The sequence below is a fragment of the Klebsiella sp. P1954 genome (assembly GCF_018199955.1).
GTDB lineage: Bacteria > Pseudomonadota > Gammaproteobacteria > Enterobacterales > Enterobacteriaceae > Klebsiella > Klebsiella pneumoniae.
In genome coordinates this window covers 1049300-1065982 of record NZ_CP073373.1, presented here as the reverse complement: position 1 = coordinate 1065982, position 16683 = coordinate 1049300, and the positions used below count along the sequence as shown (strand labels likewise).

General features: G+C 59.0%; 12 protein-coding genes. 2 read left to right on the top strand and 10 right to left on the bottom strand.

Annotated features, from left to right (window positions below; translation table 11 throughout):
- Positions 1–9: 9 nt before the first annotated feature.
- Genes KB890_RS05350 through KB890_RS05335 form a run of 4 tightly spaced genes read right to left on the bottom strand, consistent with a single transcriptional unit; the run spans position 10 to position 4615 of the window.
- Positions 10–885, bottom strand: coding sequence for a [formate-C-acetyltransferase]-activating enzyme (locus KB890_RS05350; protein ID WP_004179261.1), 876 nt, complete (start codon positions 883–885; stop codon positions 10–12).
- Positions 851–3148 carry a formate C-acetyltransferase gene (locus KB890_RS05345; protein ID WP_004183609.1) on the bottom strand — a complete coding sequence of 766 codons (2298 nt, stop codon included), beginning with the start codon at positions 3146–3148 and terminating at the stop codon, positions 851–853. The genes KB890_RS05350 and KB890_RS05345 overlap by 35 nt, the downstream gene beginning before the upstream one ends.
- A 49-nt stretch (positions 3149–3197) precedes the next feature.
- Complete coding sequence (locus tag KB890_RS05340) at positions 3198–3518, bottom strand: PTS fructose-like transporter subunit IIB (RefSeq protein WP_004179264.1); 321 nt, start codon at positions 3516–3518, stop codon at positions 3198–3200.
- Between the two features lie 20 nt (positions 3519–3538).
- On the bottom strand, positions 3539–4615 hold the full coding sequence (locus tag KB890_RS05335) for a PTS fructose transporter subunit EIIC (protein WP_004183610.1): 1077 nt from the start codon (positions 4613–4615) through the stop codon (positions 3539–3541).
- A gap of 309 nt (positions 4616–4924) precedes the next feature.
- On the opposite strand from KB890_RS05335, the gene ptsP reads away from it, so the two are divergent.
- Positions 4925–7426 carry a phosphoenolpyruvate--protein phosphotransferase gene (ptsP, locus tag KB890_RS05330; protein WP_004179266.1) on the top strand — a complete coding sequence of 834 codons (2502 nt, stop codon included), beginning with the start codon at positions 4925–4927 and terminating at the stop codon, positions 7424–7426.
- Between the two features lie 37 nt (positions 7427–7463).
- On the opposite strand, the gene KB890_RS05325 is transcribed toward ptsP, so the two are convergent.
- The 5 genes from KB890_RS05325 to KB890_RS05305 form a co-directional block, all read right to left on the bottom strand.
- On the bottom strand, positions 7464–8429 hold the full coding sequence (locus KB890_RS05325; protein WP_004183612.1) for a PDR/VanB family oxidoreductase: 966 nt from the start codon (positions 8427–8429) through the stop codon (positions 7464–7466).
- Between the two features lie 57 nt (positions 8430–8486).
- The gene (locus tag KB890_RS05320; RefSeq protein ID WP_004150833.1) at positions 8487–9935 is read right to left on the bottom strand and encodes an NAD-dependent succinate-semialdehyde dehydrogenase; all 1449 of its coding nucleotides are present in this window, start codon (positions 9933–9935) and stop codon (positions 8487–8489) included.
- Positions 9936–9953: 18 nt separating this feature from the next.
- A complete protein-coding gene (yeaW, locus tag KB890_RS05315; RefSeq protein ID WP_002898571.1) occupies positions 9954–11078 on the bottom strand; it encodes a carnitine monooxygenase, oxygenase subunit YeaW in 1125 nt (374 codons plus the stop codon).
- Between the two features lie 36 nt (positions 11079–11114).
- Positions 11115–12722 carry a BCCT family transporter gene (locus tag KB890_RS05310; protein ID WP_020324394.1) on the bottom strand — a complete coding sequence of 536 codons (1608 nt, stop codon included), beginning with the start codon at positions 12720–12722 and terminating at the stop codon, positions 11115–11117.
- A gap of 553 nt (positions 12723–13275) precedes the next feature.
- Positions 13276–14361, bottom strand: a complete 1086-nt coding sequence (locus KB890_RS05305; protein WP_020323711.1) for a tartrate dehydrogenase — start codon at positions 14359–14361, stop codon at positions 13276–13278.
- A gap of 82 nt (positions 14362–14443) precedes the next feature.
- Between KB890_RS05305 and KB890_RS05300 the strand changes: the two genes are divergently transcribed.
- Positions 14444–15406 carry a LysR substrate-binding domain-containing protein gene (locus tag KB890_RS05300; RefSeq protein ID WP_014907871.1) on the top strand — a complete coding sequence of 321 codons (963 nt, stop codon included), beginning with the start codon at positions 14444–14446 and terminating at the stop codon, positions 15404–15406.
- On the opposite strand, the gene KB890_RS05295 is transcribed toward KB890_RS05300, so the two are convergent.
- Complete coding sequence (locus KB890_RS05295) at positions 15403–16683, bottom strand: NAD(P)/FAD-dependent oxidoreductase (protein ID WP_002898585.1); 1281 nt, start codon at positions 16681–16683, stop codon at positions 15403–15405. The two genes, KB890_RS05300 and KB890_RS05295, sit on opposite strands and share 4 nt — an antisense overlap.

The window sequence follows — 16683 nt, the reverse complement described above, 5'->3', positions numbered from 1 at the left end:
CTCCTGGCGTTAACCGCCGATAGTGACGTGGAAACCGGCCGCTTCGGCCATCACCCGATATGGTTGAATTTCCGCTTCGTCAGGCGCTTTCACGCTGGCCAGCGTCCAGGGTTTGCCCAGCAGACGGTATTTGGGCTCGCCATATTGATGAAACGGCAACAGGTGCATTTCTTTTAGCGCGAAAGGGGCGAGGAACGCCAGAATCTGGCGAAAATTATCGGTATTCAGGGTGTAGCCGGGGATCAGCGGCACCCGCGGGATCAGGTTGATTTTTCTCGCCGCCAGCTGGCGAAAATTGTCCAGCACCCGTGGCTGATTCATTCGCAGCAGCGACCGCGCCCGCTCAGGTTCCATGATTTTAAAATCAAACAGCACTTCATTACAGGCTTCGGCCACCGGCAGAAAGCGGTCAAAAGCGCTGTCGCCCGCGGTTTCGATGGCGGTGCGGATCCCCCACTGGCGCAGGCGCTGGAGAAAGCGGGCGGCAAACCCGGCCTGCATGAGCACTTCGCCCCCGGAGAGGGTGACTCCGCCGCCGGAGGCGCGAAAGAAGACCTCATCCTTCAGCACCTCCTGCAACAGGTTATCCAGCGTCACATCGCGGCCAATCTGTTCCCACGCTCCGGATGGACATTCGGCAACGTCCTGCTGGCAACGGGTGCAGCGCAGGCATTTGCTCTCCCGGCGCAGGGTCTGAATCCTGGGTGAAATTGATTCGGGATTGGCGCACCACGGACAGGTATGAGGGCAGCCTTTAAAAAAGACCACCGTGCGGATCCCTTGTCCGTCATTGAGCGAGTAGCGCTGGAGGTTAAAAATACGCGCCCGGTCGGCGCGCGTGTCGATGACCTCACAGCTGATGCGCGGTGCGGCGGATAATGTCATCCTGAATCTCCTTCGACAGCTCAACAAAGAAGGCGCTGTAGCCCGCGACCCTTACCACCAGACCGGCAAAGTCCTGCGGCCGCTGCTGCGCTTCACGCAGGGTGTCGGCATTGACCACGTTGAACTGAATATGCTGCAGCTTGAGCTTGCAGAAGGCCTGTAAAAAATCGGCCAGTTTGTTCAGGCCGCCGTCGCCGGCCAGCGTTGCCGGAGTGAATTTGACGTTCAGCAGCGTACCGTTCGACAGCAGATAGTTATCCAGCTTGCTGACCGATTTCAGCACTGCCGTCGGCCCCTGGGAATCCTGACCAACCATCGGCGACAGGCCGCCGTCCGCCAGCTGTTCTCCGGCCAGCCGCCCGTCCGGGGTGGCGCCCACCACCGAACCCAGCGGCACGTGCGCGGAGACGGTGTAGGAGCCAGGGGTAAAATGACCGCCGCGCGGGTTCAGATACTGCTCGACTTCTTTGCAGTAAAAACGCAGCAGATCGGCGCTAATATTGTCGACATCGTCGATATCGTTGCCGTACTTGTCAAAACGGTTAATCAGCCGGGCGCGGATCTTTTTCCCTTCCGGCGTCTGGAAATTGGCTTTCAGCACGGCCATCAGTTGGTCAAAGCTGAGACGCTGCTGGTCGAAGACCATACCCTTCAGGGCGTACAGCGAATCGCTCAGGTTAGCGATTCCGATACCCTGAACGCCGGAGAAGTTATAGCGCGCGCCGCCGGCGGTGATATCTTTGCCGTGCTGCACGCAATCTTCAATGAACGAGGAGAGCAGCGGGACCGGCGCCCAGTCGCGGTGGCCGATATCGCAAATGTTGCTGCCCTCGACCATCAGCTTGATGTAATGGCGGATTTTGTCGCGGATCTGGCAGATAAGGCCGTCCCAGCTGACGTCAGGCTGATGTTCATTTTCCTGAAGCACAATTTCCATCACCTTCAGCAGATTAAACATGGCGATATCATGCAGGCCGTAGGTGCGCCCTGGAATAGAGAGCTCCACGCAGCCGACCACCGCGTAATCTCTGGCATCTTCCAGCGACACGCCGCGGTTAAGGAAGGCCGGCACGACCACCTCATCGTTGAAAATCTGCGGGATGCCGGTGCCCAGGCGGATGGTTTCGGCAGTTTTGCGCAGGAACGGGCGATCAATCAGCTCGTTGACCCGCACGCCCAGATTCGGCTGCGGCAGCTGAACGTTTTGATAGGCGTCGAGGCACAAAAATGACAGCACGTTGACCGCGCTGCGCCCGGTGTCCGTCAGCCCGCCGAGCAGGGCGGTATAGCCGGTGGGAAAACCCGCGAAATAGCGCGCGCTGCTGGAGGAGCGTAGCAGGACGATATCGTTGCATTTCACCCACAGCGACTCCAGCAACTCCTTGAGATATGCGGGATCCTGACCCTGATTCAGCGATGCCTGATAAAACGGCAGCATGTACTGGTCAAAGCGTCCGAGTGAAATCGAGCTGGCGTTGGATTCGTATTGCAGAATGATATTCATATACCAGAACAGCTGGCAGGCCTGGGGGAAGTCCGTTGGCTGATGCTGCGCGTTGTGGCGCGAAATAGCGGCGATGGTTAACAGCTCCTGCTGACGCTGCGGGTCCTGACAGTGCCCTGCCATCTCCTCGGCCAGCGCGGCGTAGCGCAGAATATGGCGCTGGGAAGCTTCCAGCAGGATCAGTACCGCCTGATAAAAGGGGTTCTCCGGTTGCCGGGCGCAGTGCGTTTTGAGCTCGGAGACCAGGGCGCCAAGGCCATGATTCAGCAGCCGTGGATAGTCGATGATGATATGGCCCTGGCCTTTATCGGTCTGGTTCACGCTAAATATCTGGGTGTTGACGGCGGCCTTGACCTCTTCGGTCATCTGGCCGTTGATGAAATCTTTCATTGAACGCTTTTCCCAGTAGGGGTACAGCGTTTCGCGGTAGATTTGCTTATCTTCTTCGCTTATCGCGAAGCGGTCCTGTGGGCGGGTCGGGAAGGCGTCGAGCTCGTTGAGCAGCCAGTAGGGGTCCATCTCGGGCGACATAATCCCTGCCCGCGGTTTGACGGTGCGGTTGCCGGCGATCAGTTCATCCTCACGAATCGAAATCATCACCTTATCGAGGATCCACGCGGTGGCTTTCGCCCGGCGGATAATCACCGGCTCGCCCTCCGTCTGCCGATGGCTGGCAGTGTAGAGTAATGCGCGCTCAAGGGAGATTTCGCGCGGCTGGGCGAACAGGCTGGCTTTCAGGCGTTGGGTACGATTCGTCATGATAAACTCCATGTTGTGGCGAAGGGCGCGAAGGCGCCCTTTTAAGGCTTCAGGCGCTCTGGGAAAGGTGGCTGTCTATCTTGTTCATGATGGCGTCGGCGCGCTTGACCGCATCGCTGATATTGACGCGCACGATAGTTTTCCCGGCAAAACGCTCTTCGAATTTGATGCCGATATCTTTGGTCAGAATGACCATATCGGCGGCGGCAATCTCCTCCGCCGTCAGTTCGTTTTCAATGCCGATAGAACCCTGCGTTTCAACCTTGACCTGCCAGCCTTTGGCTTTGGCGGCGCTTTCCAGCGATTCAGCGGCCATGTAGGTGTGAGCCACGCCCGACGGGCAGGCGGTGACAGCGATAATGTGGGTCATAATCTGTTCCTTCCAGTCTGTTAGTTAATTTCGAAATCAAGGTCCAGTTCATCGTCAGTGGCGACGTTAGTGGGTTTCTTTTTGGCGAAGGCTTTCAGCAGGATGACGCAGGCAGCGCTGACGCAGGCGCCGACCAGCAGCGCGGCAACAAACCCGAGCTTGCCCTGGACCACCGGCAGCACGATAAGCCCGCCCCAGCCGGCGTAACACTGGGCGCCCATCAGCGCGGCGGTGACGCAGCCGCTGGCGGCGCCAATCATATTGGCCGGAATGACGCGCAGCGGATCCGCGGCGGCAAAGGGAATCGCCCCTTCGGTCACGCCGACACAGCCCATCACCAGCGCGGCTTTGCCGGTTTCCCGCTCTTCGGCGGTGAAATATTTGCGGCCAATCAGCGTCGCCAGCCCCATGCCCAGCGGCGGTACGGCGATACCGACGGCGGCGATAGCCACCACGCTGTAGACGCCCTGCGAAACGCAAATCAGCATGAAGGCGTAGGCAACTTTGTTCACCGGGCCGCCCATATCAAAGGCCAGCATCAGACCCATAATGATGGCCAGCACCACGATGCTGCCCTCGCGCATCCCCTGCAGCCAGCCGGTCAGGTTAGCGGTCAGCGCGCCAACCGGCTCGCCAAGCCCCCACATCATGATCCCGGCGGTGATAAAGGTGCCGACGATGGGAATGATGAAAATCGGCATCACCGAGCGTAGAACTTTATGTACGGGGATTTTTTTCAGGTAATAGACCACCAGGCCGCCAATCATGCCGGCGATCAGCGCGCCGAAGAACCCGGCGCCAAAACTGTTGCCCACCCAGGCGCCGATGGCGCAGGGGGCCAGCGCGGCGCGGTCAGAAATGGAGTAGCCGATGTAGGCGGCGAGAAAGGGCACCATCAGCGTCAGCCCGGCGACGCCGATATCAAAGAGTTTCTTCAGGTTGGGGTCGGAGGCAGCATCGGGTACCGCGCCTTTGCCATACAACATGACGGACACCGCCAGCAGGATCCCGCCGGAGACCACGAAGGGGATCATATGTGACACGCCGGTCATCAGATGCTGGCGGGTATTTTTTAGTATTTGCACCAGTTCGTTCATTGCTTGCTCCTGAGCGCTGTAGGGCCCGTGACAGTATGGATGGCTCAACATTAGAAAAAGGGCGTCGCATAAAACAGTAGAGAAAAAGTGCATTTACTGGATATTTGTAAGATGAGAAAAGAATTGCGATCCACCTCAAATCTTAGTGATGACAGGAGAGATGAGCGCTAACAGGGTGGAATTGTGATGGCGGGCATAAAAAAATATTGTGTGTACAATAGTCCAGTAATTGCCAGTTTTATCACCTAGTGCCTGGGGCTGTCTTTTATTACTTTTTGAGGAAATAATGGATTGCTCTGGAGGAAGGCGATGGCTCTGGTCATTGAATTTACATGTGATTTGCCCAACGGCGTGCATGCGCGTCCGGCCAGTCTGGTCGAAACGCTGTGTAACCGTTTTTCATCAGCGATTGAGTGGCGGAACTTGCGCCGCGGGACCGGCGGAAATGCCAAAAGCGCGCTGGCGATTATCGGCAGCAATACCCTGAAGGGCGACGCCTGCCAGCTGCTTATCAGCGGCGAAGATGAAGCTGAGGCATTCGCCGCGATAACGGCCTTTATGCGCGATGAGTTTCCTCACTGTGACGCGCCGCTGCCCGCTGCGCCAACGCTGGATGTCCAGCCGGTGCCAGAGTCGCTTTCGCGGCTGAACCCGACGCTGTTTCATGCCCACCCGGTGTGCGCCGGCAGCGCGGGAGGGACGCTGGTTCATCTCAAATCACGCGATCTGCACGAGCTGGGCGAACTGCCCGTCGCCGTCAGTCCCGAACAGGAGCAGGCGGCGCTGGATAATGGCCTGCGCCTGCTGGTGAAAGATATCGAGCTGCGGCTGCTGGACAATGACGGCACCGCCAGCGCGATCCTGGAAGCTCACCGTTCGCTGGCGACGGATGCCTCGCTGCGCCAGCACCTGCTTGGTGGCATCCTCACCGGCCTCAGTTGCGCCCAGGCGATTGTCGCCACCGGCGACCACTTCTGCGCCCAGTTCCGCGACTCCGGCAACAGCTATCTGCAGGAGCGGGTACTGGATGTACGCGACGTTTGCTTCCAGCTGTTACAGCATATCTACGGCGAAGCTCGTTTCCCGGCGCCGGGCCAGCTGCGGGAAGCGGCCATTTGCCTTGCCGACGAGTTGACCCCCAGCCAGTTTCTGGAACTGGATAAAACGCATCTCAAAGGACTGCTGCTGCGCAGCGGCGGCACCACCTCGCATACCGTGATTCTGGCACGCTCATTCAATATCCCTACTCTGGTGGGCGTGGATTTAGCCGCGCTGCTGCCGTGGGTGGATACGCAGGTGCAGATTGACGGCAACGCCGGGCTGTTGGTGGTGGATCCGAGTCCGGCGGTAGCGCGCTACTATCAGCAGGAGGCCTGGCTACAGGCGCAAATCCGGCAACAGCAGCAGGTATGGCTGGATAAAGCCGGGCAGACGCAAGACGGTATCCGCGTGGAAATCGCCGCCAATATCGCCCATTCGGTGGAAGCGGTGGCGGCATTCAACCAGGGCGCGCAGTCGGTAGGGTTGTTCCGCACTGAAATGCTGTATATGGATCGCCCGAGCGCGCCGTCGGAAGATGAGCTGTACAACATCTTCTGCCAGGCGCTGGAACCCGCTGCCGGGCGCAGCATTATCGTGCGGACTATGGATATCGGCGGCGATAAGCCAGTGGCCTATCTCAACATCCCTGCGGAAAACAATCCGTTCCTCGGCTACCGCGCGGTGCGCATTTATGAAGAGTATCAGGCGCTGTTTCACACTCAGCTACGGGCGATTTTACGCGCCTCGGCACACGGCTCGCTGAAGATTATGATCCCCATGATTTCATCAATGGAAGAGATCCTGTGGGTGAAAGAGCGACTGGCGGAGGCCAAACAGTCGCTGCGCGTCGAGCAGATCCCGTTTGATGAAAAGATCCCGCTCGGCATCATGCTGGAAGTGCCGTCGGTGATGTTTATCATCGATCAGTGCTGTGAAGAGGTGGATTTCTTTAGCATCGGCAGCAACGACTTAACGCAGTATCTGCTGGCGGTGGATCGCGATAACGCGAAAGTGACGCGCCACTACAACAGCCTGAATCCGGCCTTCCTGCGCGCGCTGGACTATGCCGTGCAGGCGGTGCATCGGCAGGGGAAATGGATTGGTCTGTGCGGCGAACTGGGGGCCAAAGGATCGGTGCTACCGCTGCTGGTAGGCCTCGGTTTAGATGAATTGAGCATGAGCGCACCGGCGATCCCGGCAACCAAATCGCGCCTGGCCCAGCTGGACAGCCGCGCCTGCCGCCAACTGCTGAATCAGGCCATGCAGTGCCGTACCTCACTGGAAGTGGAGCATCTGCTGGCCCAGTTCCGCATGCGTCAGCAGGATGTCCCGCTGGTGAGCGCCGAGTGCATTACGCTGAATAGCGACTGGCGCAGTAAGGAGGAGGTGCTGAAAGGGATGACGGATAATCTACTATTGGCCGGCCGCTGTCGCTATCCGCGTAAGCTGGAGGCCGACCTGTGGGCCCGCGAGGCGGTGTTCTCCACCGGTCTGGGCTTTAGCTTCGCCATTCCGCACAGTAAATCCGAGCATATTGAGCAGTCGACTATCAGCGTCGCGCGGCTGGCGCAGCCGGTGATATGGGGCGATGAAGAGGCGCAGTTTGTGATTATGCTGACGCTGAATAAGCACTCGGCGGGCGATCAGCATATGCGTATCTTCTCGCGGCTGGCGCGGCGCATTATGCACGCGGAGTTCCGTCAATCTCTGGTATCCGCGGAGAGCAGCGAGGATATTGCCGACCTGCTGCGCCGCGAGCTGGAACTGTAATTGTCTCTCCGGCCAGCGCCGCTGGCCGGAGAGCGAGCTATAAATCCAGCACTAACCGGCCGCCTTTAGCGCGTGAGCAGCAGATCAGCATACTCTGCTGGCTGGCTTTCTCTTCCTCGCTGTAATACTGATCGCGGTGGTCGGCTTCCCCCTCCAGAATCATCGTTTCGCAGGTGCCGCACACCCCTTCTCGGCACAGGCATTCGACCTTTGCCGCTTTGTTATTCTCGATCACCTGCAAAATGGTCATATCCTGCGGCACGGTAAATTCGCGTCCGGAACGCGCCAGCACCAGGGTAAATGCCTCTCCGCTTTTATCCTCAAGGATAAACTGCTCAAAGTGCAACTGTCTGGCGGGCACCTGATGGCGTTCGGCGGCGGCTTTCACCGCCTCGTTAAGCGCCGCTGGGCCGCAGGTATACACGTGGGTTCCTGGCTCAAGGTCGGCGAACAGGCGTGGTAGGTCGAGACGGCTGCCGAGCGCTGATACATGAACATTGACCCGATCGCGCCATGGCGCAGCGCGTAGCGTATCGACGAAAGCATTACTGTCGGCGTCGTGAAAACAGTAATGCAGCTGCCAGTCGGCCTGCCGCTGTTCCAGTTCCGGAATATGCGATAAGAATGGCGTAATGCCGATGCCGCCGGCGATCAGCAGATGTTTTCGCGCCTGTGGTTCGATGGCGAACAGATTGTTGGGCGTGGACACCGTCAGGGTATCGCCCGGGCGCACCCGCTGGTGCATAAAACGCGAGCCGCCTTTGGAAGGCGACTCAAGACGCACCGCAATCTGCCAGCTGGTGGTATCCAGCGGCGAGCTCATTAGCGAATAGGCGTTACTGTAGCGCTGCTCGCCATCCTGCATCTGGACGATAATATGGCTGCCGCCGCTGAATGCCGGCAGCGGGGCGCCGGTCGGCGACACCAGCGTAAAACGCTTCACAAGAGGGGTGATCTGTTCAACATCGCGAACGACCGCCTCAAACATTTGATAATCAGACATCGCTGAACTCCATCAAAAAATCCCGGCGTGGCTAGCGCCATCGCCGGGAGAGCACATTTACAACCCCTGGCAGAGATACTTCATCTCCAGGTAATCTTCGATTCCGTGTTCCGACCCTTCGCGGCCAAGACCGGACTGCTTTACCCCGCCAAACGGTGCGACTTCGTTGGAAATCAGTCCGGTATTGATGCCGACCATGCCGTATTCCAGCTGCTCGGAGACGCGCCAGATACGGGCGGCATCGTTGCTGTAAAAATAGGAGGCGAGGCCGTAGATGGTGTTATTCGCCTGCTCGATGACCTGCTGCTCATCGTCAAATTTCACCAGCGCCGCCACCGGGCCGAAAATCTCTTCCTGCAGCAGCAGTGACCCCGGCTGTACGTCGCCGATCACCGTAGGGGTGAAGAAATTACCGCCCAGCGGATGCGCTTTACCGCCGGTTAACAGCGTGGCGCCGCGGCTCAGGGCGTCGTCGAGCAGGGACTGCACTTTGCGCCCGGCGTCGGCGTTGATCAGCGGGCCAATCTGTACATCGGACTCGCTGCCATCGCCCACTTTCAGGGCGGCGACGCGAGCGACGAACTTATCGCAGAATTGGTCGTAGATGGCGCGATGAATATAGAAGCGGTTGACGCAGACGCAGGTTTGTCCGGCGTTGCGGAACTTGGCGATCAGCGCGCCCTCGACCGCTTTATCGATATCGGCGTCGTCAAAGACGATAAACGGCGCGTTACCGCCGAGCTCTAAGGAGAGCTTTTTGATGGATTCCGCGCACTGGCGCATCAGCACGCGGCCAACTTCGGTCGAACCGGTAAAGGAGAGCTTACGCACCCGCTCATCGCCGGTGAACACCGCGCCAATTTCTCGCGACTGGCCGGTAACGACGTTAATGACGCCCTGCGGGATCCCGGCCTGATTCGCCAGCTCCGCCATCGCCAGCGCGGTAAACGGCGTTTCATTGGCAGGCTTAATTACCATCGTACAACCCGCGGCCAGCGCCGGGCCGGCCTTCCGGGTGATCATCGCCGCCGGGAAGTTCCACGGGGTGATCGCCGCGCAGACGCCTACCCCCTGGCGGATCACCATCAGGCGTTTATCGGCGCCGGGGGAGGGGATTATCTCGCCGTTGGCGCGTTTCCCTTGTTCGGCAAACCACTCGATAAACGAGGCGGCATAGGCGATTTCGCCTTCCGCTTCCGCCAGCGGCTTGCCCTGCTCGGCGGTCATGATCTGCGCCAGCGCGGTCTTGTTTTCGAGGATCAGGCGGTGCCAGTTTTTCAATAGCGCGGCGCGCTGGGCGGCGGTGAACGCGCGCCAGTTCGGCAGCGCGGCCGCGGCGGCATCCACTGCCTGTTGCGCTTCCGCACGCCCCATATTGGGGATCTGGCCGAGCGTCGCGCCGGTGGAAGGATTGCTGACGGCAAGCGTCGTGCCGTCGGCGGCGTCGCGCCAGCTTCCGGCAATCAGCGCCTGCTGGCGAAACAGATCTGAGTGAAACACAGACATAGCAAGCTCCTTCAACGATTACGGCTGGAACACCTGGGCGACCAGATTGTGGAAATGCGCGATCCCGTGCTCGGAGATACCGCTGCCGCTGTTATCCGCCATAATGCGCCCCTGGCCGCGATAGCCGCGGGACTTCAGCCCCTTCTGCACGCTTTCCACCAGGCGTAAATCTTCCGGGCGGAACACGTCGCGATACCACTCAATCAGCGCTTTCTGATCGTCAGTCAGCTCTTCGTTGGTGAAATAGATGTCGTAATTCTGCAGAGTGGTCTCTTCATCCACCGGGAATTCATAGATAACGGTCATCATGCCCTTGATCGGCGTGACGTTGAACATGGTGCACGGCCACAGCCAGAAACCGTGAAACGCGGCGTCGGTACCCTCTTCGAATTTAAACGACTGCTCGGACGGTTTGGCGAAGCCATACTGCAGCGTCCATTTGCCGTGCATGGTGTGCCAGTAGCGGTCAACCTGGACGGAATCCGAGAAGCCCGGGTGCGCCGGACCGCAGTGGTAACATTCCAGATAGTTATCGACGATATTTTTCCAGTTCGCCGGGGTGAGGGTGGTAAAGCGCGCCGCCAGTTTCAGATCATGCACGTCCGGACAGGCTTCCAGCACTTTGTCCTGCAGCCCCGGTAGCTGCGTTTCCACACTCTCCGCTTCCGGATTCATATTGATAAACACAAAGCCGGCATACTCTTCCAGGCGAACCGGCACCAGCGTTGCCTTTTCGCTATCGAAATTCGCCACGTTTTCGCAGTTGCGGGCGTGGGCGAGATTGCCGTCCAGCTTGAAGGCCCAGGCGTGATAGGGGCAGGTAATCACGTTTTTGGCTTTGCCCTCGCCGCTCAGTAGCTGGTGGCCGCGGTGTGGGCAGACGTTATAGAAGGCGCGCAGAATGTTGTCGCGGCCGCGGACGATAACGATGTTTTCGCCGATGATCTCCCGGGTAATGTAATCGTTCGGCCGGGCGACCTCGCTGCCGTGGGCGACGCAAATCCAGCTATTGGCGAAGATGCGCTCTTTCTCGTGCTCAAACGCCTGGCTGTCGGTATAAAAACGGGCCGGAATGGTCCAGGCATCCTGCGGATTAGCGCAAAAGTTAATCGGCAGGGTGAAGTCAGGGCTCAAATTGCTCATGTAGGGTCTCCTTGTGATTATTGTCAGTAAGAGGTTTTACAGCGACTGGCCGTCGCCTTTGAGTACCGCGCCAACCGGCAGCGTCTCGGCTTTAATAATGGGCTCGGGGGTATGGGTTTCTATCTGATGGACCGGAACGTGGGCGTAGTCCTGTTTTAACCAGCGCACGAAGCCGCCGGTTTTAATCAGTAAAATGGCCAGGAACGGTAGGGCGGTCAGCACCACGGTGGTTTTCATGGTCTCAAGCGAAGCGCCGGTAAACAGAATCGACAGCGGGATGAGGGTGATCACCACGCACCAGAACAGGCGCATGCCGCGATCCGGATCCTCGCCTTCGCGCAGGTTGCGGGTACTGGTCGCCGCCATGGTGTAGGCCACCGCATCCATGTGCGAGGCGAGGAAAACAATCATCACGAACAGATAGGCGGCGAGGAACAGCTTACCTGCCGGCAGCGACATCAGGACCTGCTGGACGGCGGTTTCGCCGCCGAGAGTCTGCATCACCTGTGGTACGTTAATCACGCCGTTAACGAACTGGTGCATGGCGTAGCTTTCCATCACCCCGAAGAAAAACCAGCAGCCGGCGGTGCTACCGAGGAGCAGTCCCCAGATCACCTCTTTGATTTTGCGCCCGCGGGAGACGCGGGTGACGAACATCGCCACGCCTGGGGTGTAGGAGATCCACCACAGCCAGTAAAAGACGGTCCAGTTGCGGGTAAAGGCGCCGTCGCCGAGCGGGTCGGTAAACAGGCTCATCTGCAGGAAGTTTTGGGTCGTCAGGCCGACGGCGTTAATGATGTTATTGGTGATGAATTCGGTCGGGCCAACCAGTAATACCACCAACGGCAGCAGAAACGCCCCCCAGCCGACCATTTTGCTCAGGCGCTGCAGGCCGTTGTTGATGCCAATCCACGAACTCATGCAGAAAATACCGCCGGAGAGCAGGATCACAAATGCCTGCACGGTGAAGTTATCCGGCAGTCCGGTCAGCGCTGACAGGCCGCGGGTGAAGGTGGCGGCGGTGACTACCAGCGAAATGGTTAACGCGCCGACGGTAGCGATCAGGAACATCAGATCGACCAGACGGCCCCAGAAACCTTGCGGATTAACGCCGGTGATCGCCGAAACGATCCCGGAGAGGCTGAGGCCTTTATTTTTCCGCACGTGGAAGTGATAGGCCATGATCAGCGAGGCGAGGGTATAGGTTGCCCAGGCGCTAACCCCCCAGTGGAAGAAAGAGTAAGGGATGCTGTATTCCAGCGCTTTCGGCGATTGCGGGGCAATGTTAAGGCCCGGGGTCTGGTAGTAATAAGCCCATTCGGCAACGCCCCAGTACAGCGTGGAGGAGCCGAGACCGGCGCAGATAAACATAAACAGCCATGAGAGGGTACTGTATTCGACTTTACCTTCGCCGAGACGGATATTGCCGTATTTGCTGATGGCCAGATACAACACCAGTCCCAGCGCCAGCAGCACCAGTACCTGTACTGTGGAACCCAGCAGGCGGGTCACGCCGTTAAAAATCGAATCAGCCGCCTGCGCGGTTTGCTGGGGGAAGAGACTTAATGTAGCGGCGATGAAAACAATGGCCGCCAGGCTGATGGCAATCAGCGGCACATCTTTTTTCTTTACGTTGCTCAACATGAGTGATCTCCTGGGCATGATTGCCCGTCGGTGGCTTTAGCCTGTCGTTGTTATCACGCTGTAGGGTCAGGGTTCGTAGCAAGATGCTATTAACAATTGGATTATTTCTTCGTTACATGAATTAAACAATTGGCCGTTTCGTGAAGCAATAAAACACGAAACGGAAATAATAAAAGGTGAATTGGCGCAGGTTCTGTCCTTTCAGGAATTAATAAAGTTCACCGCTGTGATGCGGTTCACTTGTCAATCGTGGGGGATTCTGCATAGCGAAAAGAGAGGGGAGTTGGCGGACCAGGCGCGCGGGTTTTCCCGGGTAGCGGCTGCGCCTTACCCGGGCTACTTGCTGTGCCGTTTTTTGCCGGGTAGCGGCTGCGCCTTACCCGGGCTACTTGCTGTGCCGTTTTTTGCCGGGTAGCGGCTGCGCCTTACCCGGGCTACTTGCTGTGCCGTTTTTTTTGCCGGGTGGCGGCTGTGCCTTACCCGGCCTACACACTACATTATCGCGCGATTGTAGCCCCGGTAAGCGCAGCGCCACCGGGGAGCGGCGGGGTAATTACGCCAAAATGGCCTTGCAGATAGCCTCGCTAACCTGCTGCGTTGAGGCACTGCCTTTCATGTCCGGAGTTTTCGGTCCGCAGGCGATCGTCTGCTCAATCGCCGCCAGAATGCCATCGTGAGCGGCGTGGTAGCGCTCATCGCCGTTGCCGAGGAAATCGAGCATCATCGCCCCGGCCCAAACGGTGGCGATCGGGTTGGCGATATTTTTACCGTAAATATCCGGCGCCGACCCGTGAACCGGTTCGAACAGCGACGGGAAATTGCGCTCCGGATTGAGATTGGCCGATGGCGCAATACCGATAGTGCCGGTACAGGCCGGGCCGAGATCGGAGAGAATATCGCCGAACAGGTTAGAACCCACTACCACGTCGAAACGCTCCGGCTGCAGCACGAAGCGGGCACACAGGATATCGATATGCTGCTTGTCCCAGCGAATTTCGGGATAGTTTTTGGCCATCTCTTCCACCCGCTCATCCCAGTAGGGCATGCTGATGGCCAGGCCATTGGATTTGGTTGCGGAGGTCAGCGTTTTGCGTGGGCGGCTTTGCGCCAGCTCAAAGGCGTAGCGCAGGATCCGGTCAACGCCGCGGCGGGTGAAGACCGACTCCTGAATTACCACTTCATGCTCGGTGCCTTCATTGGCGCGGCCGCCGAGGGCGGAATATTCGCCTTCGGTATTTTCGCGCACCACGTAAAAATCGATATCGCCGGCCTTTTTACCCGCCAGCGGGCAGGGGACGCCGGGGAACAGGCGCACCGGGCGCAGGTTGACGTATTGATCGAACTCGCGGCGGAACTTCAGCAGCGACCCCCACAGCGAAATGTGGTCGGGAACGGTATCCGGCCAGCCGACGGCGCCGAAGTAGATAGCATCGAAGCCCTGCAGCTGCTCGCGCCAGTCGTCCGGCATCATCTTGCCATGATGGGCGTAATATTCGCAGCTTGCCCACTCCATCTGCTCGAAGCTCAGCGACAGATCCCAACGCTGCGCGGCGGCTTGCAGCACGCGAATCCCTTCAGGCAGCACTTCTTTGCCAATTCCGTCACCCGGGATGGCGGCAATACGACAGGTTTTTTTCATTCCGGTTCTCACTTTTCAACGATGATGTTTGACCACCTGCCTATCCTATAATTGACTGGTTCATAATTAATCACGCTAACTGGTGAAACATAAAACACAGATCATGAATAATCTGCCGCTGCTAAATGATTTACGCGTCTTTATGCTGGTCGCTCGCCGGGCCGGGTTCGCCGCCGCCGCCGAGGAGCTTGGCGTATCGCCGGCGTTCGTCAGCAAGCGGGTTTCGCTGCTGGAGCAAACCCTGAATGTGATGTTGCTGCACCGGACCACCCGCCGGGTCACCATTACCGAAGAGGGGGAGCGGATCTATGAATGGGCGCAGCGCATTTTGCAGGATGTCGATGAGATGATGGATGAGCTTTCCGACGTGCGCCAGGTACCGCAGGGAACGCTGCGTATTATCAGTAGCTTCGGCTTTGGCCGTCGGGTTGTCGCCCCGGCGCTGTCGGCGCTGGCTCTCCAGTACCCGCAGCTGGAGCTGCGTTTCGATGTCCAGGACCGGCTGGTGGATTTAGTCAATGAAGGGGTGGATCTCGATATTCGCGTCGGCGACGATATCGCACCGAATCTGATTGCCCGCCAGCTGGCGGCCAATCACCGCGTACTCTGCGCCTCGCCGCAGTTCCTTGCCCGCCATGCGCCGCCGAAACAGCTGAGCGATCTGGCCGCGTTACCCTGTCTGGTGATTAAAGAGCGCGATCACCCGTTCGGCGTCTGGCAATTGCATAGCAAAGAGGGCCAGCACGCCATCAAGGTAACCGGGCCGCTCTCTTCCAACCATGGTGAAATTGTGCATCAGTGGTGTCTGGACGGGCAGGGGATTGCGCTCCGTTCGTGGTGGGACGTCCGGGAGAATATCGCCAGCGGACATCTGGTGCAGGTGCTGCCGGACTACTGGCAGCCGGCCAACGTCTGGGCGGTTTACGTCTCCCGGCTGGCGACGTCGGCTAAAATTCGCACCACCGTGGAGTTTCTGCGCCACTACTTTCAGCAGCACTATCCGCAGCATGAGCCGACGGCCAGCGCCGTCGGCAGAGGCGATTAAACCCCAAGGCGGTCGCGCAGGCTGTAGTAGGCGGCGCCCATGGCGGTAAAAGGAATGCGCAGGCTGCGGCCGCCCGGGAACGGGTAGTGCGGCAGTTTGGCGAAGGCGTCGAAACGCTCGGCGTCGCCGCGCAGCAGCTCTGAAATCAAGCGTCCGGCAAGGTGGGTACAGGTCACGCCGTGGCCGCTGTAGCCCTGCATGTAGTAAATATTGTTATCGAGACGCCCGAACTGCGGCATCCGCGACAGGGTTAGCAGGAAGTTGCCCGTCCAGCGGTAGTCAATCTTCACCCCCTGCAGCTGCGGGAAGGTTTTCAGCAGTTTCGGCATAATCAGCCGCTCCACGTCGTCCGGATCGCGCGCGCCGTAGACCACGCCGCCGCCGTACAGCAGACGGTTGTCGCCGGTCAGACGGTAGTAGTCCAGCAGGTAGTTACAGTCTTCCACACAGTAGTTTTTCGGGATCAGCGAGCGGGCGACCTCTTCCGACAGCGGAGCGGTAGTGACCACCTGGGTGCCGCACGGCATGCTGCGTTTCGCCAGCTCCGGCTCCAGTTTATCGCCAAGATAGGCGTTGCCGGCGACGATCACGTAGCGCGCGGTGACCTGGCCGCGCGCGGTGCTGACCACCGCCGGGCTGGTGTGCTGGATGCGGGTGACCGGCGACTGCTCATACACCCGGCCGCCGTTCAGGCGAATGGCATCCGCTTCGCCGATGGCGAGGTTCAGCGGGTGAATATGGCCGCCGCTGTGGTCGAGCAGGGCGCCGACGTAGCGGTCACTGTCCACTTCGCGACGAATGGCCTCTCTGTCCAGCAGCTCCAGCTGGGTGTTGCCGTAGCGCTCCCAGTTGGCTTTCTGTTCTTCCAGGGTTTCCAGCTGTTTATGGTTCATCGCCACGAACAGGCCGCCCGGGCGGTAATCGCACTGGATCTGATACCGCTGGATGCGTTCGCGGATGATATCGCCGCCTTCGAACATCATGCTGCCGAGCATTTTTGCCGCATCCGGGCCGTAGTTCTTTTCAATGACGTCGATATCGCGGCTATAGGAGTTGACCAGCTGACCGCCGTTGCGGCCGCTGGCGCCGAAGCCGATGCGCGCCCCTTCCAGCACCACCACGTCGTAGCCCATTTCGGCCAGATGCAGGGCAGACGAGAGGCCGGTGTAGCCGCCGCCGACGACGCAGACGTCACAGTTGATGGATCCCTCCAGCGTCGGGAACGGTTCATACTTGTTGGCGCTGGCGGCATAGTAGCTAGTGGTATGTTCAGTCAT